The sequence below is a fragment of the Sphingopyxis sp. 10G20-10 genome, from assembly GCF_057365075.1.
In genome coordinates this window covers 572,292-594,629 of record NZ_CP195117.1, presented here as the reverse complement: position 1 = coordinate 594,629, position 22,338 = coordinate 572,292, and the positions used below count along the sequence as shown (strand labels likewise).

Below are 22,338 nucleotides of genomic sequence, written 5' to 3'. Positions count from 1 at the left end.
GCAGCTTCGCCAAAGACAGGGATGAAAACATCCCGCATTTAGGGAGATATGACGTGAAACAGCCTCATTTTTCTTCAAACCATTGTCGCGGCCATCTGTTGGCTGGTTTGTCTTTGGTCGCGCTGGCGATTGCCACCCCCGCTGCTGCGCAGGACGCCAATCAGAATGACGACAGCAATATCATCATCGTGACGGCCACCAAGCGCAACGCCAATTTGCAGGACGTGGCCTTTTCCATCAACGCCCAGACCGCCGAGGATATCCAGAAATCGGGTGCGGTCACGCTGGAAGATCTGTCGCGCAACGTCGCTGGCCTCGCGGTGCAAAACCTCGGGCCGGGGCAAAGTCAGGTCAGCCTGCGTGGCGTGTCGGCGGGACAGGTCGTTCGCGATCAACCGGGGGTCAAGGAACAGGTCGGCGTCTATCTCGACGAATCGGTAATCTCGCTGTCGCTTTTCACCCCCGATATCGACCTTTTCGATCTCAACCGGGTTGAAACCTTGCGCGGACCGCAAGGCACATTGTTCGGCTCGGGATCGGTCGGCGGCACCATCCGCTATATCACCAATCAGCCGCGGCTCGGCGCGACCGAAGGCATGGTCGAAGCGAACGTCAACCTCGTCGACGGTCAGGATCTGGGCGGCTATCTGAAGGGCGCGGTCAATGTGCCACTGGGCCAGAAGGCGGCGATGCGGGCGGTTGGCTATTACACGCGTTACGGCGGCTTTATCGATGCACTCGGAGAAGGCGGCACACGCGACAAAAATGTCAACAGCGGCGAACGTTATGGCGGCCGCATCGCGATCACCTTTGAACCCAGCGACAATGTCAGCATCACACCGCGCGTCCTCTATCAAAAGGTCACAGCCGACGGGTTCAACCGGCAAGATGTTTACAATCTCTATGCCAACCCCTTCAACACAACCCGTCCGGCGATCACATTCAAAGAGCGCGAGCAATATCTGCTCCGTCCCGAATCCTTTTCGGATGAAACCTTCCTGGCCGACGCCACGATCAATATCGGTTTTGGCGGGGTCAAGCTGACGTCGATTTCGACCTATTTGGACCGCAACATCGTGGTCAGCCGTGATGCCAGCGCGCTGACCGGTTCGGTTTCGGTCGATCTCGGCTATCCCGATGCAGGCGTCCTCCTGCCGTCCAATTTGCGCGACAACACCGACTTGAAAACCTACACACAGGAAGCGCGACTGGCATCGGATACTGACAGTCCGTTCCAGTGGGTGTTCGGTGCCTTTTATTCCAAGGTCGACCGCATTTATGCACAGCGCCTGCCGACACCCGGTTATGACGCGGTCACCGACGCCACTTTGGGCGCGGGGACATCGGCGGCTGTCGCCAACGGCTTTGGTCCCAATTCGCCCTACAACGCCGACCTGCCCTATAATATCAAGCAGTTCGCCCTTTTCGGTGAGGGAACCTATGACCTGACCGACGCCCTCGCGGTCACCGCTGGCGGGCGCTATTATGACTTTAAGGAAACCCGCAGCTTCATCTCGGGCGGCCTGTTCTCCAATGGCGATCGTCAGACCGACCAGACCAAATCGGACGGTTTTACCCCGCGTTTTCTGGTTAGTTACAAGGCAATGCCAAATGTCACGATCAATGCCCAGGCATCGAAAGGATTCCGCCTCGGCGGGGTCAATGATCCGCTGAACATTCCGCTGTGCAACGGAGGGGCGGGCGGGGTCGACGCGATGACCTTTGGCAACCGGCCGCGCTATCGCGACGAAACGCTGTGGAACTATGAACTCGGCATCAAGACACAGGGCCGCGGATTCACCTTCAATGCCGGGGCCTTCTATAACGACATCAGCAACCTGCAAGTGACCGCCGATGCGGGCAGTTGTTCCTCGCGCGTCGTGTTCAACGTTCCCAAAGCGCATTCGCAAGGCGTCGAATTTGAATTGAAAGCGAATCCGGCCGAAGGACTGGCTCTTGGTCTTTCGGGAAGCCTCATCAGCTCCAAATTCAATTCATCGGTGACCGACACGTCGGGCGTGGTGATTGCGGGTATTCGTGACGGCAATCGCTTGCCGACGGTGCCGCGATTCCAGATTTCGGCCAACAGCAGCTATGAATGGCCGGTCGCCGATGCGGCCAAGGCCTATGTCGCTGCATCGATCCAGCACGTCGGCACCCGCTATACCCAGCCGTCGGATCAGGAAAATAATCCGCGCAGCTTTTCGCCCGGACTTCCTTTCGGGGGGCAGCCTGCCAATGCGGCGACGATCGTCGATCTCAAACTTCCCGATTATCAGCTGGTCAACCTCAGCGCGGGAATCGATTTCGACAATGGCCTGTCGCTGATTGCCTATGTGAACAATGTTTTCGACGAAAACCCGCTGCTGTCCTTCGACCGGGAACGGGGTGGCCGGGCGCGGTTGGGATTCACTGTCGGCCAACCCCGCACCTTCGGGCTCACCGCCCGCAAGTCTTTTTAACGAAAGAAAGGGCTGTCCCCAAATTTGCCCTTTTCAACACGTCATTAATGTGGCATTCAGCCACTTCGATTTCAGGAGGGGAGAGCCTGAAAGGCTGGGCCGGGACGCAAGTCTCGGCCCTCTTTTTTGCCCGAAGCCATCGCTATTCCTTGCCTTTTGCGTCGCACCTCCGATTCAGACACTGGCACGTCCGATCACCGAATCAGGACAAATAATCCCATTCAGCGCAGCTTTTTTATGACCGGTTTTGACTAGAGCGCCGCCTGCACAAAGGCCGCCGCGCGCTCGCCGATCATAATGCTCGGGGCGTTGGTGTTGCCCGAAACCAGCCGCGGCATGATGCTCGCATCGGCAACCCACAGACCTTCAACTCCGCGCGCCTTCAATGTCGGATCGACGACGCTATCGGCATCGCCGCCCATCCGGCAGGTGCCAACGGGGTGATAGACAGTGTCGGCGCGGCTGCGGATCAGCGCATCGAGTGCGGCATCATCGGCAAGATCAACCGGATGCCGGTCGACGCCAGCATAATCGCTGAGCGGCGGCGAGGTGCAGATGCGCTGCATCATCCGCACGCCCGCGCGTAGCACTGCCATATCGCGGTCATCGGTCAGGAAGGCCGGATCGATTAGGGGCGCAGCGACGGCATCGCCTGACGCCAGTCGCACCGTCCCGCGACTTTCGGGGCGCAGCACACAGGCATGGCAGGAAAATCCGTGCCCCTTCACCTTGGCGCGCCCATGATCTTCCAGCATCGCCGGAACAAAGTGATATTGCACATCGGGCGCGGGCAGGTCGGCCGATGATTTCCAAAATCCTCCGGCCTCGGCAAAGCAGGTCGTCATGATGCCGGTGCGTTTCAGGCGATGCTCGACAATCGCCTTCACCATCCGCCAGCTGCCGCCCAAACTGTCGCCAAAGGGTTCGCGCGATGCGGTCTCCCAGCTCGACACATAATCAATATGGTCCTGCAAATCGCTGCCGACGGCGGCGCGGTCAGCAACCACGGCAATACCCTGCTCTTGCAAATGCGCAGCCGGTCCGATGCCCGACAGCATCAAAATCTGCGGGCTGTTGAACGCCCCCGCCGACAGGATCACCCCGCAGCGCGCGCGAATGGTTTCCGACCCGCCGCCTCTGCGGATGCGAACCCCGACCGCGCGCCCGTCCTCGACCAAAATTTTCTCGACCAGCGCGTCGGTGCGAATGTCGAGGTTCGCCCGCCCGCGCAAAGGCTCGACATAGGCGCGCGCCGCCGTCCAGCGCTCGCCACCCTTTTGCGTCACCTGATACAGGCCGAAACCTTCCTGGCTCGCGCCGTTGAAATCATCGTTGCGCGCCAGTTGCAGCGACGCCGCACTGTCGGCGAATTTGCCGCTCAGCGCATTGGGCCAGCGTTGGTCCATCACATTCAGCGGGCCATCGCCCCCGTGAAAATCATCGCCGCCACGCTCATTGCCTTCGCTCTTTTTGAACCAGGGCAGCACATCGGCATAGCTCCACCCGTCGCACCCCAGCGCCGCCCATTGGTCATAATCAAAGCGATGCCCACGAATATAAACCATGGCATTGATCGCGCTCGACCCGCCCAGTCCGCGCCCGCGCGGCTGATAGCCGGTGCGCCCGTTCAACCCCGCTTGCGGCACCGTTTCGTATCGATAGTTCGACTTGTCGGGAATGAACGGCATGAAGCCGGGCGTTTTGACGCGGACATCATTATTGCGCCCGCCCGCTTCGATCAGACAGATGCTGCGCGTTTCATCCTCGGCCAATCGCCCCGCCGCCGCACTCCCCGCACTGCCGCCGCCGATTACGATGATGTCAAACTGGTCCACGCGTCACTCTCCCACTCGCCACCCATTGGGTAGTCATTTGCGACTTACATGAATGTCATTAGAGACCGGCGCAAGGCAGAAAACCACCCCAACGGTCGTCATTGCGAGCGCAGCGAAGCAACGACGCGCCTGGTTTAGTCAGTTTGGTCACCCCGTCCCGCGCGCCACCGTTCGCGGATCATCGCGCTCGTCATCCGGCTGCCGTCATGGCTCCATCCCGGCTCGCGGACCATATAGTTCAGCTTGTGCCGCCACGGCGCACGCCAGACGTCTTTGGCAATCCCGACCCATTCATGCACCGCGGCCCACAAAAAGTTGAAACTGCCAAGCTGCTTGACGATGCCATAGCGCACCGGCTCGTCATCCCGCTCGGGCACAAAGCTTCCGAACATCCGGTCCCAGATGATGAACACGCCTGCATAATTGGCATCCAGATAGCGCGGGTTGACGCCATGGTGGACGCGATGATGCGACGGCGTGTTCATCACCGCTTCGAACCATTTCGGAAAACGCCGGATCGCCTCGGTATGGATCCAGAATTGATAGATGAGGTTGAGGCCGACAACGAAAAACACCATCGCGGGCGGAAAGCCGATCAGGAATAGCGGCAGGCGAAAGACAAAGGACAGGCTGAAAAATCCCGTCCACGTCTGCCGCAACGCGGTCGACAGATTATAATGCTGGCTCGAATGATGGATGACATGGCTCGCCCAGAACCAGCGCACCCGATGCGCGGTGCGATGGAACCAATAATAGGCCAGATCGTCGAGGAAAAAGCACAGGATCCACGCCCACCACCACTGGCTCCACCCCAGCCCGATGTCGAACAGCGCAAACTGGTGCAGCCACACCCCCAGCAAGACCACCGCCCCGCCGGTCAGCGCCCCCGCGACGGTGCTACCCGTCCCCAACAACAACGACGTCAACGTATCGCGCGATTCATAGCGGCTTTTGTCGGCGCGCAGCGCGATGACCATTTCGATCAGGATGAGCAAGATGAACGCGGGGACCGCATAGTCGACAGGGTTCGGTAGTTCATCCATGATGTAATTCCCGCATCCGGCTCGCCCAAAGTCCGGCCTCTTTACCCAGATGCAGCGTCACCGCACCAAAACTCCGCTCGGGGACGGTCAGCGTCAACTGGTCCTTGTCGAGCCGCCCTATGACGCTGGCATCAATGGCCCGCGCCGCAAAGAAATTGCCATGCGCGCGCACCAGCATTTGGCGTCCCTCGGCATTGCGGACGATGGCGGCAAAGCCCGCGCGGTCGCGCGCCACTTCGACCCCGCCAAATCCAGCCTCGGCCTCATCGGCCAACCGGATCGCATGGGCGGCATCGGCGATGCGCGGGTCGGCGCCCAGCCCGATGCGCTTGACCAGCCAGGCAACAAACAGCACCGCCAAAATCGATGCGCCCAGCTGGATCATCTGCGCGAGTGTCACCGCTCGCCCGCCAGCGCGTCGAGCATCGGCCGCAGCGCGCTCAAATCATACCCCTGCTCGGATGCCGCCTGACAAATCCCGTCCAGATCATCGCCCGCCCGTGCCCGCGCCAGCGCCCATAAATGGGTCGAGCGCGTGCCCGACCGGCAATAGGCCAGCACCGGCCCCGTCGCCCCCGCCAGCGCGGCGTCGAGCGCGTCAAGCTGCGGATGGCTGAACCCCGCACCGCCGACCGGAATCGCGGCATAGGCCATGCCCTCGGTCGTCGCCGCCGCCGCGATCTCGTCGCCCTGCGGTGCCGACTGGTCTTCGCCATCGGGACGGTTGTTGATGATCATCGCAAAGCCCGCCTCCTTCGCGGCGGCGACATCGGCAAGACTGATCTGCGGGGCGACCGCATAGGCGGGGGTCAGGGGTCTGAAATCACTCATGGCGCGAACTATAGGCAGCGCGCCCTTGCTGACAAGCGGCTAGGTGAAATTCAATATTGTTCAATCACCGCCAAAAACGCATCGCCCCACGCCTCCAGCTTCTTTGCCCCCACGCCCGCAATCGCGCCCATCTTGTGCAGGCTGTCGGGCCGGTCGCTCGCCATCGCGCGCAGCACGGCGTCGTGAAACACCACATAGGGCGGCACGCCGGCCTCCTGCGCCAGCTCGCGCCGCGTCGCGCGCAAGGCCTCGAACAAGGGATCACCCACAGGATTCGCCGCCGCACTTCCGCCGCGTGCTTCGCGTTTCGTGCGCTTCACCGGCGGCTCGGCCATCATCACCTCGGCTTCACCTTTCAGAACCGGCCGCGCTTCGGGGCCGAGCATCAGCCCGCCATGCTCGGTCACGCTCAGCGCCTCGCGCGCCATCAAACTGCGCACCAGCGGCTTGAGCAACCGCGCCTCCTCACCCGCGACAATCCCGAACACCGATAATTTGTCATGCCCGCGCGACACAATCCGCTCGTCGCTGCGTCCGGTCAGCACCGCCTCGACATGCCCCGCGCCATAGCTTTGTCCGGTGCGATAGACCGCGCTCAGATATTTGCGCGCCAGTTCGGTCGCATCAACCCGCGCCGGAGGCTCCAGACAATTGTCGCAATTGCCGCAGCTTTCGGGCGGGCTTTCGCCAAAATGGCGCAGCAGCAAAGCGCGCCGACACACCGGCGTTTCGACCAGCGCGCCCAGTGCATTCAGCCGCGCCCGCGCGCCCGCCTGCCGCTCCTCGGGCAGCTCCGCCACCCGCACCCGCGCCGTCGCAAAATCATTCGCGCCCCATAACAGCAGCGCCTCCGCCGGATCGCCATCGCGCCCCGCGCGCCCGGTTTCCTGATAATAGCTCTCGATCGATTTGGGCAGCCCCGCATGGGCGACAAAGCGCACATCGGGCTTGTCGATTCCCATCCCGAACGCGACGGTGGCACAGACAATCCCGTCTTCCGACGCCACAAAGTCGCGCTGCACCGCGGCGCGCACTTCGGGCTCCAGCCCCGCATGATAGGCCGCCACCCGCCGCCCCGTCGCCGCACCCAGCTGCGCCGCCAGCTTCTCGGTCTGCGCGCGCGTCGGGCAATAGACGATCCCCGGCCCCGGATTGTCGCCAATGAATTGCAGCAATTGCTTCGCCGCGCTCACCCGCCCGCGCAGGCCATAGCGGATGTTGGGCCGGTCAAAGCCCGCCAAAATCAGCCCGTCGGCGGGGATCCCCAGCTGCACCAATATGTCATCGCGGGTATGCGCATCGGCGGTCGCGGTCAGCGCCAGCCGCGGCACATCGTCAAAGCGGTCGAGCAAAGGCCGCAGCAGCCGGTAATCGGGCCGGAAATCATGCCCCCATTCGGACACGCAATGCGCTTCATCAATCGCGAACAGGGCGGGCGCGCGGGCCGACAACAGCGTCGCGAAATGCTCCTGCGTCGCCCGTTCGGGCGCGACATAGAGCAGGTCGAGTTCGCCATCGCGATACGCCTGCCGCACTGCCGCGCCATCGGCATCGACACTGGTCAGCGAAGCCGCCCGCACCCCAGCCGCCCGCGCCCCGCGCAACTGGTCGTGCATCAGCGCAATCAGCGGCGACACCACCACCACGCACCCGTCCAGCGCCACAGCGGGCAATTGATAGGTCAACGACTTCCCTGCCCCCGTCGGCATCACCGCCAACGTCCGCTGCCCCGCCATCACGCGATCCACCACCTCGGCCTGCCGTCCGCGAAAGGCGTCAAAACCAAAGGTGGATTTCAAAAGCGGAAGGAGGGCGGATGCGGGCATGAGCCCCGCCCCTAGCAAGCCCCGTCCACCAGCGGTAGGGGCTTAGTCGGACTTTTGCTCCGCCGCTCCCCCGTCTTATCGCGGCACGCTATCCGGGAACCAGCGCCGCCCGAACCAAAAGGCCAGATTGACCAGCAGGATCAACACCGGCACCTCGACCAGCGGCCCGATCACGGCGGCAAAGGCAACCGGCGACGCCAGCCCGAAGGCGGCAATCGCAACCGCAATCGCCAGCTCGAAATTATTGCCCGCCGCGGTAAAGGCGACCGCGGTGGTGCGCGGATAATCGACAGCGATCAGCTTGCCCATCGCAAAGCTGATGACGAACTGGACGACAAAATAAATCGTCAACGGAATCGCGATCCGCATTGCATCGACCGGCAAGGTCAATATCTCGCCGCCCTTCAGGCTGAACATCGCGACAATGGTGAACAACAGCGCGATCAGCGTGACCGGTGCGATACGCGGTAAAAACCGCGCTTCATACCAGGCCTCGCCCTTGCTCCGCGTCAATATCGTGCGGGTCAGATATCCGGCGAGGAACGGCACCCCCAGATACAGCAACACCGCCTCGGCAATCATCCAGGTGCTGATGTCCACCATCTGCCCCTCCAGCCCCAGCAAGGGCGGCAGAAAGGTCAGAAAGAACCACGCATAGGCGCTGAAAAACAAAATCTGGAACAGCGAATTGAACGCGACCAGCGCCGCGACATATTGATTGTCACCCTTGGCCAGCTGGTTCCAGACAATCACCATCGCGATACAGCGCGCCAGACCGATCAATATCACCCCGGTCATATAGGCGGGTTCATCGCGCAAGAATATCACCGCCAGCACGAACATCAGCACCGGCCCGATCAGCCAGTTCTGCACCAGCGACAGCATCAGCACGCGCCGGTCGTCAAACACGCGCGGCAGGGCAGAGTATCGCACCCGCGCCAGCGGCGGATACATCATCAGGATTAATCCGATGGCGATGGGAATATTCGTCGAGCCAACGCTCATCGCGTCAATATGCTGCGGCATTTGCGGAAACAGGCTGCCCAGCGCGACCCCCAGCGCCATCGCGAGGAATATCCACAGGGTCAGATAACGATCGAGAAAACCGAGGCGGCTGCGTGGCATGGCATTTGGTCCTTGAAACGGGGAAAGGCATATGCCCTTCCCCGTCCTGTGATCAGCAACAACCGGCGGAAGCGGGCGCGGCGGCGGGCTTGGCTCCGGCGGGGACGCAGCACGCGCCCTCGGCGGCCCCGTCGGCACCGGCCGACAGCGGCGCGAAATCGGGATTGTCGCCATAAACCACCGCTTCGCCGTTGGTCAGGAACGCCTCCCACACCACGCCATCGGGGTCGGCGATCCAGCTTTTCTCCGACTTGGCATAACAGCATGTCGTCGCGCCTTCCTCCAGCACCGGTGCGCCCGCATCCTTCAACCGGCCGTAAACCGTTGCCAGTTCGGCGGCATCCTCGACCTGTAATCCGACATGCTCGATCCCGCGGCGCGCGCCCTCGCGCACCGAAATGGCAAAGTTGATGCGCGGATCGTCGAGCATCCATTTGGCATAATCATCCTTGGTCACGCTCGGCTTTGCGCCGAACAATCCCGAATAAAAGGCGATGGATTTATCAAGGTCGGCAACCCCGACATGCATATGAAAACGGCTCATGGCTTTTTCCCTTCTTTGTTAGCTGTGACGCCGCAGCCAGCGTCGGGCGCACAAACCGCCCCGCCGCCGCAGCAATTTTCCATCAAGAATCCGACCAGCGCATTCATCGCGCCATAATCGGCGGAATAGATCAGCGACCGGCTCTCACGCCGCTGCCCGATCAGCCCCGCATGGGTGAGCTGCGCCAGATGGTGCGACAACGACGACGCGGGCACCCCAAGCGCCTCGGCAATCACCCCCGCCGCCAGCCCCTCCGGTCCCGCCTGAACGAGCAGCCGGAACAGCGCGAGCCGATGCTCCTGTGCAAGCGCGCCAAGCGCGCGGATGACGGGTTCGGACTCCATGACACTCTCCATGATTCGATAATTGTCGAAATATGGAATTGGGGAGGGGGAGTCAAGGGTTATTTCGATAGATGTGGAAATGTGGTCATGCGACCGTGATAAGCCGAAAAGAAGCCCGCACCCAGCACAACTGGTCATGTATCAGCGCAATCAACAGCGACACCGCCACCACGCACCCGTCCAGCGCCACAGCGGGCAATTGATAGGTGAGCGACTTCCCTGCCCCCGTCGGCATAACCGCCAACGTCCGCTGCCCCGCCATCACGCGATCCACCACCTCGGCCTGCCGCCCGCGAAAGGCGTCAAAACCAAAGGTGGATTTCAAAAGCGGAAGGAGGGTTTGGGAGGGCATGGGGGATGCTGTAGCGGGGCGGGCGAGGGAGCGGTAGTGAGTGCCTTCAATCAAATTGCAACGTTTCATTGTCATTTTCATTCTTTTCTCGGAAACTATTGCCTGTTCCGTCTACATATTTCGATATTGATTTGTTGGAATCTGCAGCGTACGGCAACTTTCGTGATAAATTTGCGTTTTTATTGCATGGAAGGAGCTTTCAGAATGAGCGAATTAGCAAACGCTGTGGCGTTCGTATTTTTCGGCATTCTTGCGGTGATGATTTTTGCGGTACTAATTTCCGTCATTCGCCAAGGGCCTAACCAAATACGAAATCTTCGCCGCAAAAAATACGGCCTAGTTGCTTTGATTAAAGGCCAAATGCCGAAGCCGAGCGATGGCTCGACGATAGACGTGATTGAAGGCCTTGAGTTCTATGCTGACAATGGACGTGTTGCGTCCGTCCGGCAGACACGAACGATTTCAGCAGAAATTTGCTAATTTCATAGTGGAAGGTAGAGGTCAAAGCAGGCCAGAAGCATTATTTGCTTTACCGGATAGCGGTCCGTATCCTTGGATTAACGTCGAACATAGTTACGCCGGATGGATTCCGACTGTGCTGGGCCATTTGGCGTTCAGCATCATCGGAACACATGTGATGCGTGCACGCTTTCATTCTCTGAACCGCCCTACGAATTGCAGATTGAACCGGATCGTCGCTGTCCATCAACGCCGGTCAGCGCAAGACTACATTCTTCCAGGTGAAGTTCTTCGACGATTGCGCCCACAGGTTTCGCAGGACTATTTCCTGATCGGTCAAACAGCAAATGCAAAGACGCCTTTTGTCGATGTGGATGGTGCTGGCGAAACAATTGATGATCAGGGAGCCTTAATGGGGGCGGTTTTTGTTCTCCCGGAAGAGAGAAATAAATTTATAAATGCTAAGCGGTCAGAGCTATTGAAAGAGCTAAAATCGCAATTTGAAGATGAAGATACCGAGCCGGATAGTTTGCCATCATCGACGTTGGAAAAAATTGGTGATGCCCGACTGGCAGGGGTAGCAATATTTCAAATTAAATTCGCACTTTTTCGTACAGGTGAAATCCGTCTTTGGTTTAACAACAAAGACTTCCTTGGCCGAGAGGTGCATTCTGGAGCAATTCAACCATCCTCGGCTGAACTCGAGTTGGCATCGGCATTGCCCTCACAAGTCTACTATTTTGTAAAGGACGCGGCCCACCGCCACTACCATCACGAACCGGATTCAGACCAACTGTTACCGTTAACAAGGCTAACTGCTTCCTCGACATCAGACGGCCACCGAGAAAATGAACTTAATTGGCGCCGTGAGACCCTCTGGGGATTGGCTCGGGTTGTCTCCCAATTCCGTCGCAACAACGATCTCTATGATTTCAAGAAAGCACAAGGAGTTCTGGCCTATGCAGACTCATTCCAGTCAACGCTGGCCAAAGTCACCAGACCGAAAAAAATCGAAGAAAAACATCTCAATCAAACCGGTCTTACAGTGTATGACTTTACCCATACGCGCGCATCGGTAGAAGCAACTGAAAGCCTCGCTTCCTGGAGACGCGCTGGAGGAATGCAGCTCTTCGCAACAATGTTAGGTGTTTTGCTATCATGTCTCGCTCTTTGGGCCGGGGCCGTGCAAGTACGTCCGATAATTTGTGCCGATATTGCTAAATCTAAACTTCCTTGCCCTGCTGTTCCGCGATCGGCGACCGTTGATGTAATTCTCTGGGTGAGCAACCACCCGCTGGTTTTTATCGGCACATTCATAATAATTGGATTTGCGGTTTTCATCCTCATATTACGTGATCTCACATACATCCCATTTGGGACAAAATTGAAACGCCTGCTTTCACCATTAGCGAAGGCCATCGGAACAAGTTTAGCTCGATACACAACTGATTGGATTGGCTATGTTATAGCAATACTCATCCTCGCCATTCTGTTTTTATCAACTTTAACAGCCGCCTACTTGGTAGCTCTTCAGATGATTGCAAACTAGCCCCCTCACCCCACCTCATCCTTCTCCGCCTGCTGCCGCGCCCACATATCCGCATACAACCCCCGCGCCCTCAACAACTCCTCATGCGTCCCCGTCTCTGCGACGCTCCCTTTGTCCAGCACAATGATCCGGTCCGCCCCCGTCACCGTCGACAGGCGGTGCGCGATGACCAGCGTTGTCCGCCGCTGGGCGATGCGGTCGAGGGTTTCCTGAATCGCGGCTTCGGTGCGGCTGTCGAGCGCGCTGGTCGCCTCGTCCAAAATCAGCAGCGGCGGGTTTTTCAATAACGTCCGCGCAATCGCGACGCGCTGCTTCTCTCCGCCCGACAGTTTCAGCCCGCGCTCGCCGACTTCGGTGTCATATCCTTGCGGCAAAATGCCGATAAAGCGGTCAATCGCCGCCCCCTCGGCCGCCGCGACAATCTGCTCGACGCTCGCGCCCTCGCGGCCATAGGCGATATTGTAACCGATGCTGTCGTTGAACAGCACCGTGTCCTGCGGAACGATGCCGATTTGCGCGCGCAGGCTGGCCTGTGTCACCGCCTTCACATCCTGTCCGTCGATGGTGATGCGCCCGCCTTGCGGGTCATAAAATCGGAACAGCAACCGCGCGATGGTCGACTTGCCCGCGCCCGACGGGCCGACAATCGCCAGTGTCTGCCCCGCCTCGACGCGAAAGCTGACCCCGTTCAAAATCGTGCGGTCGGATTCATAACCGAACACCACATTGTCAAACGCCACCGCCGCGCCGTCGACCGCCAGCGCGGTCGCGCCCGGTGCATCCTCAATCTCGCTGGGGGTGTCGATCAGGCGGAACATCGCCTCCATATCAATCAGGCCCTGCCGGATGATGCGATACACCATGCCGAGCAGGTCGAGCGGGCGGAACAGTTGTGCGAGCAGCGTGTTGACCAGCACGACATCGCCGACCCCGAAAATCCCCTGCGACCAGCCCCACACCGTATAGCCCATCGCCCCCGCCATCGCGGCGTTGGTGATGAACGACTGGCCGATGTTGAGCAGCGCCAGGCTATTCTCGCTTTTGACTGCGGCGTCGGCATATTGGCTGGCGACACCGGCATAGCGGTCGGCCTCGCGCTTTTCGGCGCCGAAATATTTGACCGTTTCATAATTGAGCAAACTATCGACGCTGCGCCCGACGGTCAGCGTATCCAGATCATTCATCCGCGTGCGCAGCGCGTTGCGCCAGTCGGTGATTTTGCGCGTGAAAATAATATAGGCAACGACCATGACCGCCGTTGCGGCGGCCAGCCCGAAACTGAACTTGCTGTAAAAAATGATGATGACGGCGGCCAGTTCCAGCACCGTCGGCGCGATGTTGAACAACAGGAAATAGAGCATGGTGTCGATGCTCTTGGTCCCGCGCTCGATCACCTTCGTCACCTCGCCCGTCCGCCGCGCCAGGTGAAAGCGCAGGCTCAGCGCGTGCAAATGGGTGAAAACACTAATCGCCAGCTCGCGGGTCGCATCCTGCCCGACACGCTCGAACACGACATTGCGGAGGTTGTCGAACAACACACCGGCAAAGCGCGCCCCGGCATAGGCAATGACCAGCCCGATCGCGAGCGCCACGCCCTCTTCCATCCCCGGCTTCATCCGGTCGATGGCGGCCCCATAAAGGAAACCCATCGACAACTGGACGCCCTTTGACGCCAGCACGATCATGGCCGCGCCGATAATCCGCGCCTTATGTCCGGCGTGTCCGGCGGGCCATAAATAGGGCAGAAAGCGTTTCAGCGTGGCGAGAACCGGCGGTTCCTTGCCGGCGTCGGCGGACGTGAGTGTATCAGGTGGCATCAGCGCCCATGTAGGGACGGTGCGCCGCCACGCCAAGCGGCTTCATCCTATGGCGTCACGCCGTCATGACGGATCGGGGCGCGGCGGCGCTTCATATCCGGCGCGCGACAGGATGCGGCGGATCAGGCGTTGCTCGTCCGAACTGGGTGGCCCCGGATTGCGCGCGGCAAAGGTCGACGGCGCAAGCGGTTTTCTTTGTAGCTGATGGTTGGGGGGGGACATGCGCGGGGCCTTTGACTGCCGCCTGAACCGCCCCACACGAATCAAGTCGGATTAAAATCGACGAAGGTCCCGCCACACAAATGGCGCGGAATGCTTACCCAAATGTAAAACGGCCTTGCGCCGAATCTTAGGGATTGTCCCGTTTCGGGACGGTGAAGGTGCCCGACACGCGGCCATTGCTGCCCTCGATCGCCTGACCATCCGGCCCGCGTGCGGCGCCGCGCCCGTCAACCGTGGCACGACCGGTGTTGAGGTCGATGAGCAGCCGTCCGCCCGACAGGCGGTTGCCGCCCTGCCGCAGTTCGACATTGCCGACCATCGTGATCAGCCGCCGGTTAAGATCATAAATGGCGACATTGCCGGTGGCGCGCTCATTGCCCTTGGTCACGACGACGCCGCCGGTGGCGTCCATGCGGTTGACGTCGGTGCTGCCCGCGCGGGTATAGGCAACCGTCATGCGGTCGGCCGTCAGCGTCAGCCCCGCCTGCGTCACCTTCACATTGCCGGCGATGACCACGCGGTCGGACCGGTCCTGCACTTCGATGCTGTTGGCGGCGAAATCGACGGGGGCATTGCTGTTATGATTGGCCAGCGCCTGTGCCTGCGCGCTGTCGCCCGCCGATCCGGTCGCGAGCAGCGCCAGCGCGGACATGACAAAACTGGCACTGGCAATCGCCACGCTTGAACGACGGATCATCGGACCACTCCCTGATTGATGCGCAATCGGGCATTGCCCTGCAACCGCACGGTCCGCTTGTCCAGATCGGCGTAGAGTTGATTGGCGGAAAAGCGCCCCAGATCCATAACGCCATTGACGCCGCCGGTGCCGGTCAGCGCCCTCTTTTTCAAATCCAGACTGACGTTGCTCGCCAGCAGTGAATAGCCGTCGGCGCTTTTGACCGTCACCGCGCCCGGCACAGCGACGCTTTCGCTGTCCATATTATAGCTGCCATGCGCGGCGACAATCGTCGCGGGGCCATCGGCCAGGCGAATCGCACCCGACAGATCGTTCATTTCGACCACCGGTTCGGCAGAACTTTTCTGTACCGCGCTGCCCGCGACCAACGCAAAGGGCTGTCCCTTGCTGTCCTGTCCGCGATATTCGGCGCGCGTCACCTTCATCCGTTCCTTCGCCACCTCGACGCTGTCCTTGCTCAGCAAGAAACTGACCTCGGCGCGTTGGGCAAAGGGGGAGAAGATCAATACCGCCGCGATCACCCCGATGACGGCGGGCAATCCGAAGCGCAAAATACGCACGACGCGATCATGGCTCGACCCGGTGGCGGCCCAGAGCTGGCGCAGGTTGCGATCAAATTCGGCGCGTTCGGACATGGCGTGCTTTTCCGATTCGCTCAGCTATGCGCAAAAATGTCGGTTTCGGGCCAACCGGCCAGATCGAGCGCGGCGCGGGTCGGCAGAAAATCGAAACAGGCCTGCGCCATCTCGCTCCGCCCCTCACGCGCCAGCCGCTCGTCGAGCACCTCTTTCATACGGTGAAGGAAACGAACATCACTAGCCGCATAATCCCGCTGCGCGTCGCTCAGATCTGCGGCACCCCAATCGCTCGACTGCTGTTGCTTTGACACCTCTTGCCCGACCAGTTCGCGCACCAATTCTTTCAGCCCGTGCCGGTCGGTATAGGTGCGGATCAGGCGCGAGGCGATTTTGGTGCAATAAACCGGTGCCGTCACAACGCCCAGCGCCTGTTGCAAGGCGGCAATGTCGAAACGCGCAAAATGGAATAGTTTCAACCGCTTGGGATCAGTCAATATCGCCTTGAGCACCGGCGCGTCAAAGGCACTGCCGGGGGAAAAGCGGACCAGATGCTCGTCGCCCGATCCGTCGCTGATCTGAACCAGACATAATCGGTCGCGCAGGGGGTTAAGCCCCATGGTTTCGGTATCGACGGCAACAGCCCCCGGGCCAAGCGCGCCCTCGGGCAAATCTTCTTCGTGGAAATAGACTGTCATGAACCCGCCTTAGGCGATGCTGTCGCGGTGCTCAATGACTGGTTTCGTTGCACGCGCCATCGCCCCTGCAAGGCCACGGACGCAGCCGCTTTCATCCGATATGTCGCATGGAATTTTATTGTCGCGGTGAACAGCGTTTTAGGCTATATATTACGCTGGTATCGGCACGGGGCGAGTCTGTGCTCATGGTGAATTGCGTCCCCGTCCGGCGCGAGGCACCAGATTAGACAGGGCGTGGACGAACCGAAAGCGAATACAAGACTATGAGTTCCAATAAGGATCGCCGTGGCCATCGGGGGCGCCGCGGGCGCGATGATTTCGGCAATTTCGACAGCTTTGAACCGGCACCTTTCGGTGGTGACAGCTATAGCGCGCCGCGGCGCAGCTTTGGCGATGACCGTGGTGGTGGCGGTGGCGAACGGCCCGGCGGCTTTGGTGGCGGCGACCGTCAGGGCGGCGGTGGCTTCGGTGGCGGACGCGGCGGCGGGATGCCGGCGCAGGTCGTTGGCGAAGGTCAGGGCGTTGTCAAATTCTTCAATCCCGGCAAGGGCTTTGGCTTTGTCGCACGCGACGATGGCGGCGAAGATGTGTTCGTACACATCAGCGCCGTTGAACAGGCCGGCCTGCAAGGCCTGGCGTCGGGCCAGCCGCTCGGCTTCACGCTCGTCGAACGCAATGGCAAGGTGTCGGCCATCGATCTCAAGATCGAGGGCGAACCCATGCCGGTCGAAGACCATGCCCCGCGTCAGGATCGCGGCGACGCGCCACGCGGCGCACGCGGCCATCGCCAGCTGACCGGCGAACGCACGTCGGGAACGGTAAAATTCTTCAACACGACCAAAGGGTTCGGCTTTATCGCCCGCGATGACAATCAGGCCGACGCCTTTGTTCACATCAGCGCCATTCAGCGCGCCGGGATGACCGGCCTCGACGAAGGCGACCGCGTTGTCTTTGACATCGAGGTGGATGATCGGGGCAAATTTGCCGCGGTCAACATCCAGCCGCATCAGGACTAATAGTCCGCCTATCTGAAAAAGGGGGCGCCCGTGTGGCGTCCCCTTTTTTATGCGGTTAAAACTTTGATGCGACCGCGTTGCGGCTTCACATGCCAAAGGCGGCCATGGCACTACGCAGTCCCCAAAAGGCCAGAACTGCCGCGCAAGCCCAGCGCAGCCACAAAGCGGCCCGCTGTTCGGCCAGCGCAGGACCAAAGGCGACAAAGGGCATCAGCGCGATCGCCCAGCCGACACTGCCCCCCGCCGCTGCCCACAAACCGGCGCCAGACGTCGCCGCCAGCGCCGCGATCAGAAACTGGCTACGGTCACCAAATTGCGACAACAGCAAAGTGACCGCCAGCCGTGTCGGGCCAGCGTCAACAATCGAATCGGCGGCCAGCGTCAACCGCCCGCGCCACAAGAGGCCGACCGCCGCTGTCAGCAGCGCAAATGCCACAAATAATGTCAGCACGCCTTGCCCGATCATGCGGTCGGCGATGGTTCCGGCAATCGCCGAAAAGACCGCGTTGACGATGAAACTACCAAAGAAAAATATCAGCGCCCGCCGCGTGTCGGTGCGGGCGGCCAGAAGCAGCGCGAGCAAGCGTCCGCTGCGTCCATCGGCATTGGCGAGCAACACCGCCACCATGGCGACCATGATTGCATCCATGGCCGATAAACCTGTTTAGGCGCCGAGGCGCACGGCGACCGAAGCCAGCCACGCCTCTTGCGCGGCGGCGGGCAACGGTCCCGGCCGGTCGGCAGCCGCATCGCTCATCGCATCAAGATAGCTCAGCACCGCAGCGCGATAGCCGCCTGCGGCAATCGCCGATTCTAGCCGACTGGCCAGTGTCTCGACCACGGCAAAGCCGTGATCGCGGGCAAAACAGCGAATGTCGTCGACTCCGCTGACCAGTTGCGGCAGCGCACAATGCGGCAAGGCATGGGCGAGCTCGCCAATGCGGTGAGTCAGGATGCTACGGTTTTCCTGCGCGGTTTCGATATTGGTGGCCATGATCTTTCCCCCGTCGATGGATGGAAGATGCGCCTGTTTGGTTAATAGGTGGTTAGCGCTGCCCGCGCGACGCGGCGGCGGCGTCGAGTTTGGCGCGGTACATATCGTGGTCGGCGGCGGCCAATATGTCGGATTCGGTCATATCGGCGCTTAGCATCGCGATGCCAAAACAGGCCGATAGCTCAATTGCCTGACCGTCAAATATCGCCGGAGTATCGGTCAAAACGCTTTCGAGCCGCCCAACCTGTGCCCGCGCGCCTGCTTCGCTCGACTGATCGAGAATCAGGCCGAATTCATCGCCGCCGATGCGTGCCGCGACATCGGTGGCGCGGATCGAGGCGGCCAGGCGGTTGGCGATCTCCATCAGCGCAAAATCGCCCGCCGCATGGCCGAAACAGTCGTTGATGGCCTTCAGCTGGTTGACGTCGGCATAGACAATCGCCGCGCCTTCGCGGGTCCGTTCAAATTGGGCAATGCGTTGGTGGATGGCGGTCAGGAAATAGCGACGATTATATAGCGGGGTCAGCGTATCGCGCTCGGACACGCGCTCAAGCTCGGCCACGGCGATCTTGAGGACACGGTTTTCCCGCCGCAACGCGTCGCGTTCGCGGCGCAAATCGCGCAGCTGATCCTGAATTGAGTCGGCAACCGTTTCGCTGGTCAAATCGACCGCGATTCGTGCCGCTCCGCTACTCTCCATGCCGCTTCCCCGCCGCTGATCCACGCGCCACATCATCGCAATGACCCGGCGCCTGCAAATGTCTTAGAAGCGACATAATACCAATCGGTAAACGGGCGAAGTTTTTGGGCAGCGTTGCCCGCGACCCAGCGACCCGCTAGGGGATGGCCTGCGGCGGCAATTCACCTTGGTCCGCCGACAGGTCAGGAGTTTGGGGCATGGGCAACAGCACGCCACGGGTCGGCGTTATCATGGGCAGCCAGTCCGATTGGGCCACCATGGCCCATGCCGTTGATTTACTGACCATATTGGGCATTGCGCACGAGGTGCAGATTGTGTCGGCGCACCGCACCCCCGACCGCCTGGTTTCCTATGCCAAATCGGCAACCGGGCGCGGCCTGAAAGCCATTATCGCGGGGGCGGGCGGCGCCGCCCATTTGCCCGGCATGGTCGCGTCGATGACGCGCGTTCCGGTGCTCGGCGTCCCCATCCAGTCGGCGGCGCTGAATGGCATGGATAGCCTGCTGTCGATCGTCCAGATGCCCGGCGGAATTCCCGTCGCCACCTTTGCCATCGGCAAGGCGGGGGCGATCAACGCCGCGCTGTTCGCCGCCGCGCAGTTGAGCAATGACGATGACGCGCTCGCCACACGGCTTGATGCGTGGCGCGAAGCACAATCGGCCAGCGTCACCGCAACCCCCAATAAAGAGGCTTAGGGCTTGCTGGAACCCGGTTCGACCATCGGCATTTTGGGCGGTGGCCAGTTGGGCCGGATGCTCGCCGTTTCGGCGGCACAGCTGGGCTATCAGGTCCATATCTACGCCCCCGAATCGGACAGCATCGCGGGCCATGTCGCCGCGCATGTCACCCATGCCGCCTGGGATGATGAATCGCGCCTCGCCGCCTTTGCCAGCAGCTGCGACGTCGTGACGCTGGAATTTGAAAATGTGCCGGTTGATACGGTGCGCTATCTGTCGGGCCATGTCGCGGTGCGCCCCGGCGCAAAGGGGCTGGAGATCGCGCAGGACCGGCTGGCCGAAAAGCGCTTTGTCGCCGACCTTGGTGGGCGCACCGCCCCCTTTGCCCCCGCCCCCGACCGCGCCGCTCTCGACACGGCGGTGGCCGAAATTGGCACCCCCGCGATCCTCAAAACCGTGCGTATGGGCTATGATGGCAAGGGACAGGCGCGGCTGAAATCACCCGCCGACGCCGACGAAGCGTGGCAAAGCATCGGACGCCATGACGCCATATTAGAAGGCTTTGTGGGCTTCGCGCATGAATTTTCGGTGCTGCTGGTCCGCGGCATCGACGGCGAAACGCGGTTCTGGGACAGCCCGGTCAATGTCCATCAGGGCGGCATATTATCGACATCAAGCTTGCCCGCGCCGCGCGAGGTCACAGAACAACAAGGAGAAGCGCGCGAGCTAATGCGCCGTATCGGCGACGCGCTCGATTATGTCGGCGTGCTGACCGGCGAATTTTTCGCGACCGGCGACGGGCCGATCTTCAACGAAATGGCCCCGCGCGTTCACAATAGCGGCCATTGGACAATCGAGGGCGCGGTCACCAGCCAGTTCGAAAATCATATCCGCGCCGTCGGCGGCCTACCACTCGGCGACACCGCGACCACCCAGCTTCCTGTCACCATGCGCAACCTGATCGGCGATGCTATCAACCAAAGTCCCCAATTGCTCTCCGACCCCGCCTGTCATTTGCACCATTATGGCAAGGCAGAGGTGCGCGCGGGCCGCAAGCTTGGTCATGCCACTTGGGTCGGGACCGATGCGCTATGAACCGGCCTGAAATCACCATGATCCTTGCCCGGGCGGCGAATGGCGTCATCGGCGACAAGGGCCGGATGTCTTGGCATCTGCCCGCTGATCTGCGCCGCTTCAAACAGATCACGACGGGCCGCCCGATGATCATGGGGCGCAAGACGTTTGACAGCCTGCCGTCGCTGCTCGACGGGCGCCGTCACATAGTGCTGACCCGCGACACCGACTGGACCGAAGACGGCGCCGAAGTCGCGCACAGCGTCGAAGAGGCGCTGCGCCTTGCCAATGCGCCGCACGTCATGGTGATCGGCGGGGCAGAGATTTACGCGCTGTTCCTGCCGCTCGCCGACCGTATCGAATTGACCGAGGTCGCACTGGAACCGGCGGGCGACGCGACCATCCCAGCCGCCGACCCACAGCATTGGCAAGAAACGGCGCGCGAGGACCATCCCGCCGAGGCCGGACGCCCGGCGTTCAGCTTTGTCACCCTTGTCAGAAAAAAACAGGCACCATGATCCGCCTCGACGGCCATGATCCTATCGCCGCGCCCTTGCGCGACGGGGTGATCGCGCTCGGCAATTTTGACGGTTTCCATGGCGGCCATCAGGCGGTCGTCGGCCGCGCCGTCCACCATGCAAAGGACGAAGGCCGTCCGGCGATTGTCGCCACTTTTGACCCGCATCCGGTGCGCTTTTTCAAACCCGACGTCCCGCCCTTTCGCCTCACCAGCCTCGATCAACGGCAGGAACTGTTCGCCGCCGCGGGGGCCGATGCGATGCTGGTTCTGTCGTTCGACGCCGCGCTCGCGGCGACCAGCGCCGATGATTTTATCGCCGACCTGCTGCTCGATCGTTTTGGCGCGGCAGGGGTTGTGACCGGCAGCGACTTTGTGTTCGGCAAAGGCCGCACCGGCACTGTCATCACATTGGCCGAACAGGCGCGCGCGCGCGGCTTTTTCACCGAAATGGTGTCGCCGGTCGACGACAGCACCGAAGTGATTTCGTCGAGCCGCATCCGTGCCGCCTTGCAAGCGGGCGATTGCGCCACCGCAACCCGCCTGCTGACCCGCCCCTTCGCGATAAGAGGCACGGTGCAGCATGGCGACAAGAACGGCCGTCTGCTCGGCTTTCCGACCGCCAACATCGACATGGGCAGCTATTTGCGCCCGCGCTATGGCATTTACGCCGTCACCGGTCGCCTGCCAGATGGCCGCACCCTCAAAGGCGCGGCAAACCTCGGCATCCGCCCCAGTTTTGACCCGCCCAAGGAATTGCTCGAACCCTATTTCTTCGACTTTGCAGAGGATCTGTACGGGCAGGAAATCGACGTCGCATTGCACAGCTTTATCCGCGGCGAGTCAAAGTTCGACAGTCTGGACGCGCTGATGGCACAAATGGCCCAGGATTGCGACGAAGCGCGGGCGCGGCTCGCTGACCTTTAACCCCCGCGCGCCCAATTTCTTTGCGCTGCACCAAAATTAGGCTAAGCGCCGCCT

The 22,338-nt window shown here is 61.1% G+C and carries 24 protein-coding genes and 1 pseudogene; 8 read left to right on the top strand and 17 right to left on the bottom strand.

The genetic code is table 11. The annotated features are described in order from the left end of the window. Window positions 1-53 precede the first annotated feature (53 nt). Complete coding sequence (locus ACR3XE_RS02870; protein WP_486185896.1) at window positions 54-2,462, top strand: TonB-dependent receptor; 2,409 nt, start codon at window positions 54-56, stop codon at window positions 2,460-2,462. 251 nt (window positions 2,463-2,713) lie between these two features. On the opposite strand, the gene ACR3XE_RS02865 is transcribed toward ACR3XE_RS02870, so the two are convergent. The 9 genes and pseudogenes from ACR3XE_RS02865 to ACR3XE_RS02825 form a co-directional block, all read right to left on the bottom strand. Beyond that, window positions 2,714-4,297, bottom strand: coding sequence for a GMC family oxidoreductase (locus ACR3XE_RS02865; RefSeq protein WP_473699094.1), 1,584 nt, complete (start codon window positions 4,295-4,297; stop codon window positions 2,714-2,716). A gap of 134 nt (window positions 4,298-4,431) precedes the next feature. Next, window positions 4,432-5,340, bottom strand: coding sequence for a sterol desaturase family protein (locus ACR3XE_RS02860; RefSeq protein ID WP_473699095.1), 909 nt, complete (start codon window positions 5,338-5,340; stop codon window positions 4,432-4,434). Beyond that, entirely contained in the window at window positions 5,333-5,740 is a 408-nt protein-coding gene (locus tag ACR3XE_RS02855; protein WP_473699096.1) for a hypothetical protein, read from the bottom strand. Before ACR3XE_RS02855 ends, ACR3XE_RS02860 begins: the two co-directional genes overlap by 8 nt. Further along, window positions 5,737-6,171: a protein tyrosine phosphatase family protein gene (locus ACR3XE_RS02850; RefSeq protein ID WP_473699097.1), complete on the bottom strand. Its 435-nt coding sequence runs from the start codon at window positions 6,169-6,171 to the stop codon at window positions 5,737-5,739. The genes ACR3XE_RS02855 and ACR3XE_RS02850 overlap by 4 nt, the downstream gene beginning before the upstream one ends. 50 nt (window positions 6,172-6,221) lie before the next feature. Then, the gene (gene recQ, locus ACR3XE_RS02845) at window positions 6,222-7,997 is read right to left on the bottom strand and encodes a DNA helicase RecQ (protein WP_473699098.1); all 1,776 of its coding nucleotides are present in this window, start codon (window positions 7,995-7,997) and stop codon (window positions 6,222-6,224) included. A gap of 75 nt (window positions 7,998-8,072) precedes the next feature. Then, window positions 8,073-9,122 (bottom strand): ACR3 family arsenite efflux transporter, encoded by a 1,050-nt coding sequence (gene arsB, locus ACR3XE_RS02840; RefSeq protein WP_473699099.1) that lies wholly within the window; start codon window positions 9,120-9,122, stop codon window positions 8,073-8,075. A 52-nt stretch (window positions 9,123-9,174) separates the two neighbouring features. After that, window positions 9,175-9,666: an ArsI/CadI family heavy metal resistance metalloenzyme gene (locus ACR3XE_RS02835; protein ID WP_473699100.1), complete on the bottom strand. Its 492-nt coding sequence runs from the start codon at window positions 9,664-9,666 to the stop codon at window positions 9,175-9,177. Then, window positions 9,663-10,010 carry an ArsR/SmtB family transcription factor gene (locus ACR3XE_RS02830; protein ID WP_473699101.1) on the bottom strand — a complete coding sequence of 116 codons (348 nt, stop codon included), beginning with the start codon at window positions 10,008-10,010 and terminating at the stop codon, window positions 9,663-9,665. Before ACR3XE_RS02830 ends, ACR3XE_RS02835 begins: the two co-directional genes overlap by 4 nt. A 127-nt stretch (window positions 10,011-10,137) precedes the next feature. Next, window positions 10,138-10,362 (bottom strand): annotated as a pseudogene (locus ACR3XE_RS02825) (DEAD/DEAH box helicase); the annotation flags it as partial. A 204-nt stretch (window positions 10,363-10,566) separates the two neighbouring features. On the opposite strand from ACR3XE_RS02825, the gene ACR3XE_RS02820 reads away from it, so the two are divergent. Both ACR3XE_RS02820 and ACR3XE_RS02815 read left to right on the top strand, forming a co-directional pair. Continuing rightward, window positions 10,567-10,842, top strand: a complete 276-nt coding sequence (locus tag ACR3XE_RS02820; RefSeq protein WP_473699102.1) for a hypothetical protein — start codon at window positions 10,567-10,569, stop codon at window positions 10,840-10,842. Continuing rightward, window positions 10,769-12,370 carry a hypothetical protein gene (locus ACR3XE_RS02815; protein ID WP_486185895.1) on the top strand — a complete coding sequence of 534 codons (1,602 nt, stop codon included), beginning with the start codon at window positions 10,769-10,771 and terminating at the stop codon, window positions 12,368-12,370. Before ACR3XE_RS02820 ends, ACR3XE_RS02815 begins: the two co-directional genes overlap by 74 nt. A gap of 5 nt (window positions 12,371-12,375) precedes the next feature. Here the strand turns inward: ACR3XE_RS02815 and ACR3XE_RS02810 are convergent, their stop codons facing one another. The 5 genes from ACR3XE_RS02810 to ACR3XE_RS02790 all read right to left on the bottom strand — a co-directional run bounded on the left by ACR3XE_RS02810 (window position 12,376) and on the right by ACR3XE_RS02790 (window position 16,379). Continuing rightward, a complete protein-coding gene (locus ACR3XE_RS02810; RefSeq protein ID WP_473700384.1) occupies window positions 12,376-14,187 on the bottom strand; it encodes an ABCB family ABC transporter ATP-binding protein/permease in 1,812 nt (603 codons plus the stop codon). A 63-nt stretch (window positions 14,188-14,250) separates the two neighbouring features. Then, a complete protein-coding gene (locus tag ACR3XE_RS02805) occupies window positions 14,251-14,409 on the bottom strand; it encodes a hypothetical protein (protein WP_486185894.1) in 159 nt (52 codons plus the stop codon). Window positions 14,410-14,536: 127 nt separating this feature from the next. Beyond that, on the bottom strand, window positions 14,537-15,106 hold the full coding sequence (locus ACR3XE_RS02800; protein WP_473699104.1) for an LptA/OstA family protein: 570 nt from the start codon (window positions 15,104-15,106) through the stop codon (window positions 14,537-14,539). Then, entirely contained in the window at window positions 15,103-15,741 is a 639-nt protein-coding gene (locus tag ACR3XE_RS02795; protein ID WP_473699105.1) for an LPS export ABC transporter periplasmic protein LptC, read from the bottom strand. The genes ACR3XE_RS02800 and ACR3XE_RS02795 overlap by 4 nt, the downstream gene beginning before the upstream one ends. Window positions 15,742-15,761: 20 nt before the next feature. Beyond that, a complete protein-coding gene (locus ACR3XE_RS02790) occupies window positions 15,762-16,379 on the bottom strand; it encodes a ribonuclease D (protein ID WP_473699106.1) in 618 nt (205 codons plus the stop codon). A gap of 263 nt (window positions 16,380-16,642) precedes the next feature. On the opposite strand from ACR3XE_RS02790, the gene ACR3XE_RS02785 reads away from it, so the two are divergent. Further along, window positions 16,643-17,395, top strand: a complete 753-nt coding sequence (locus tag ACR3XE_RS02785; protein WP_473699107.1) for a cold-shock protein — start codon at window positions 16,643-16,645, stop codon at window positions 17,393-17,395. 85 nt (window positions 17,396-17,480) lie between these two features. Here ACR3XE_RS02785 and ACR3XE_RS02780 read toward each other — a convergent pair whose 3' ends face one another. Genes ACR3XE_RS02780 through ACR3XE_RS02770 form a run of 3 tightly spaced genes read right to left on the bottom strand, consistent with a single transcriptional unit; the run spans window position 17,481 to window position 19,089 of the window. Next, a complete protein-coding gene (locus tag ACR3XE_RS02780) occupies window positions 17,481-18,044 on the bottom strand; it encodes a TMEM165/GDT1 family protein (protein ID WP_473699108.1) in 564 nt (187 codons plus the stop codon). A gap of 15 nt (window positions 18,045-18,059) precedes the next feature. Then, window positions 18,060-18,389, bottom strand: coding sequence for a hypothetical protein (locus tag ACR3XE_RS02775; RefSeq protein ID WP_473699109.1), 330 nt, complete (start codon window positions 18,387-18,389; stop codon window positions 18,060-18,062). Between the two features lie 52 nt (window positions 18,390-18,441). Continuing rightward, window positions 18,442-19,089 (bottom strand): GGDEF domain-containing protein, encoded by a 648-nt coding sequence (locus tag ACR3XE_RS02770; protein ID WP_473699110.1) that lies wholly within the window; start codon window positions 19,087-19,089, stop codon window positions 18,442-18,444. Between the two features lie 197 nt (window positions 19,090-19,286). On the opposite strand from ACR3XE_RS02770, the gene purE reads away from it, so the two are divergent. From purE to ACR3XE_RS02750, 4 genes are read left to right on the top strand one after another with little or no spacing between them, the layout of a single operon-like run. Further along, window positions 19,287-19,784 carry a 5-(carboxyamino)imidazole ribonucleotide mutase gene (purE, locus tag ACR3XE_RS02765; RefSeq protein ID WP_473699111.1) on the top strand — a complete coding sequence of 166 codons (498 nt, stop codon included), beginning with the start codon at window positions 19,287-19,289 and terminating at the stop codon, window positions 19,782-19,784. Window positions 19,785-19,787: 3 nt separating this feature from the next. Further along, window positions 19,788-20,861 carry a 5-(carboxyamino)imidazole ribonucleotide synthase gene (locus tag ACR3XE_RS02760; protein WP_486185893.1) on the top strand — a complete coding sequence of 358 codons (1,074 nt, stop codon included), beginning with the start codon at window positions 19,788-19,790 and terminating at the stop codon, window positions 20,859-20,861. After that, window positions 20,858-21,358, top strand: a complete 501-nt coding sequence (locus tag ACR3XE_RS02755) for a dihydrofolate reductase (RefSeq protein ID WP_473699112.1) — start codon at window positions 20,858-20,860, stop codon at window positions 21,356-21,358. Before ACR3XE_RS02760 ends, ACR3XE_RS02755 begins: the two co-directional genes overlap by 4 nt. Then, window positions 21,355-22,284: a bifunctional riboflavin kinase/FAD synthetase gene (locus tag ACR3XE_RS02750; protein ID WP_473699113.1), complete on the top strand. Its 930-nt coding sequence runs from the start codon at window positions 21,355-21,357 to the stop codon at window positions 22,282-22,284. The genes ACR3XE_RS02755 and ACR3XE_RS02750 overlap by 4 nt, the downstream gene beginning before the upstream one ends. The last annotated feature ends 54 nt before the right edge of the window (window positions 22,285-22,338 follow it).

Excerpts from the sequence above, each read along its gene's own strand:
- ACR3XE_RS02860 (WP_473699095.1), bottom strand. The coding sequence starts at position 5,340 with ATGGATGAACTACCGAACCCTGTCGACTATGCGGTCCCCGCGTTCATC.
- ACR3XE_RS02850 (WP_473699097.1), bottom strand. The coding sequence starts at position 6,171 with ATGAGTGATTTCAGACCCCTGACCCCCGCCTATGCGGTCGCCCCGCAG.
- recQ (WP_473699098.1), bottom strand. The coding sequence starts at position 7,997 with ATGCCCGCATCCGCCCTCCTTCCGCTTTTGAAATCCACCTTTGGTTTT.
- arsB (WP_473699099.1), bottom strand. The coding sequence starts at position 9,122 with ATGCCACGCAGCCGCCTCGGTTTTCTCGATCGTTATCTGACCCTGTGG.
- ACR3XE_RS02835 (WP_473699100.1), bottom strand. The coding sequence starts at position 9,666 with ATGAGCCGTTTTCATATGCATGTCGGGGTTGCCGACCTTGATAAATCC.
- ACR3XE_RS02830 (WP_473699101.1), bottom strand. The coding sequence starts at position 10,010 with ATGGAGTCCGAACCCGTCATCCGCGCGCTTGGCGCGCTTGCACAGGAG.
- ACR3XE_RS02820 (WP_473699102.1), top strand. The coding sequence starts at position 10,567 with ATGAGCGAATTAGCAAACGCTGTGGCGTTCGTATTTTTCGGCATTCTT.
- ACR3XE_RS02810 (WP_473700384.1), bottom strand. The coding sequence starts at position 14,187 with ATGCCACCTGATACACTCACGTCCGCCGACGCCGGCAAGGAACCGCCG.
- ACR3XE_RS02805 (WP_486185894.1), bottom strand. The coding sequence starts at position 14,409 with ATGTCCCCCCCCAACCATCAGCTACAAAGAAAACCGCTTGCGCCGTCG.
- ACR3XE_RS02800 (WP_473699104.1), bottom strand. The coding sequence starts at position 15,106 with ATGATCCGTCGTTCAAGCGTGGCGATTGCCAGTGCCAGTTTTGTCATG.
- ACR3XE_RS02795 (WP_473699105.1), bottom strand. The coding sequence starts at position 15,741 with ATGTCCGAACGCGCCGAATTTGATCGCAACCTGCGCCAGCTCTGGGCC.
- ACR3XE_RS02790 (WP_473699106.1), bottom strand. The coding sequence starts at position 16,379 with ATGACAGTCTATTTCCACGAAGAAGATTTGCCCGAGGGCGCGCTTGGC.
- ACR3XE_RS02785 (WP_473699107.1), top strand. The coding sequence starts at position 16,643 with ATGAGTTCCAATAAGGATCGCCGTGGCCATCGGGGGCGCCGCGGGCGC.
- ACR3XE_RS02780 (WP_473699108.1), bottom strand. The coding sequence starts at position 18,044 with ATGGATGCAATCATGGTCGCCATGGTGGCGGTGTTGCTCGCCAATGCC.
- ACR3XE_RS02775 (WP_473699109.1), bottom strand. The coding sequence starts at position 18,389 with ATGGCCACCAATATCGAAACCGCGCAGGAAAACCGTAGCATCCTGACT.
- ACR3XE_RS02770 (WP_473699110.1), bottom strand. The coding sequence starts at position 19,089 with ATGGAGAGTAGCGGAGCGGCACGAATCGCGGTCGATTTGACCAGCGAA.
- purE (WP_473699111.1), top strand. The coding sequence starts at position 19,287 with ATGGGCAACAGCACGCCACGGGTCGGCGTTATCATGGGCAGCCAGTCC.
- ACR3XE_RS02755 (WP_473699112.1), top strand. The coding sequence starts at position 20,858 with ATGAACCGGCCTGAAATCACCATGATCCTTGCCCGGGCGGCGAATGGC.
- ACR3XE_RS02750 (WP_473699113.1), top strand. The coding sequence starts at position 21,355 with ATGATCCGCCTCGACGGCCATGATCCTATCGCCGCGCCCTTGCGCGAC.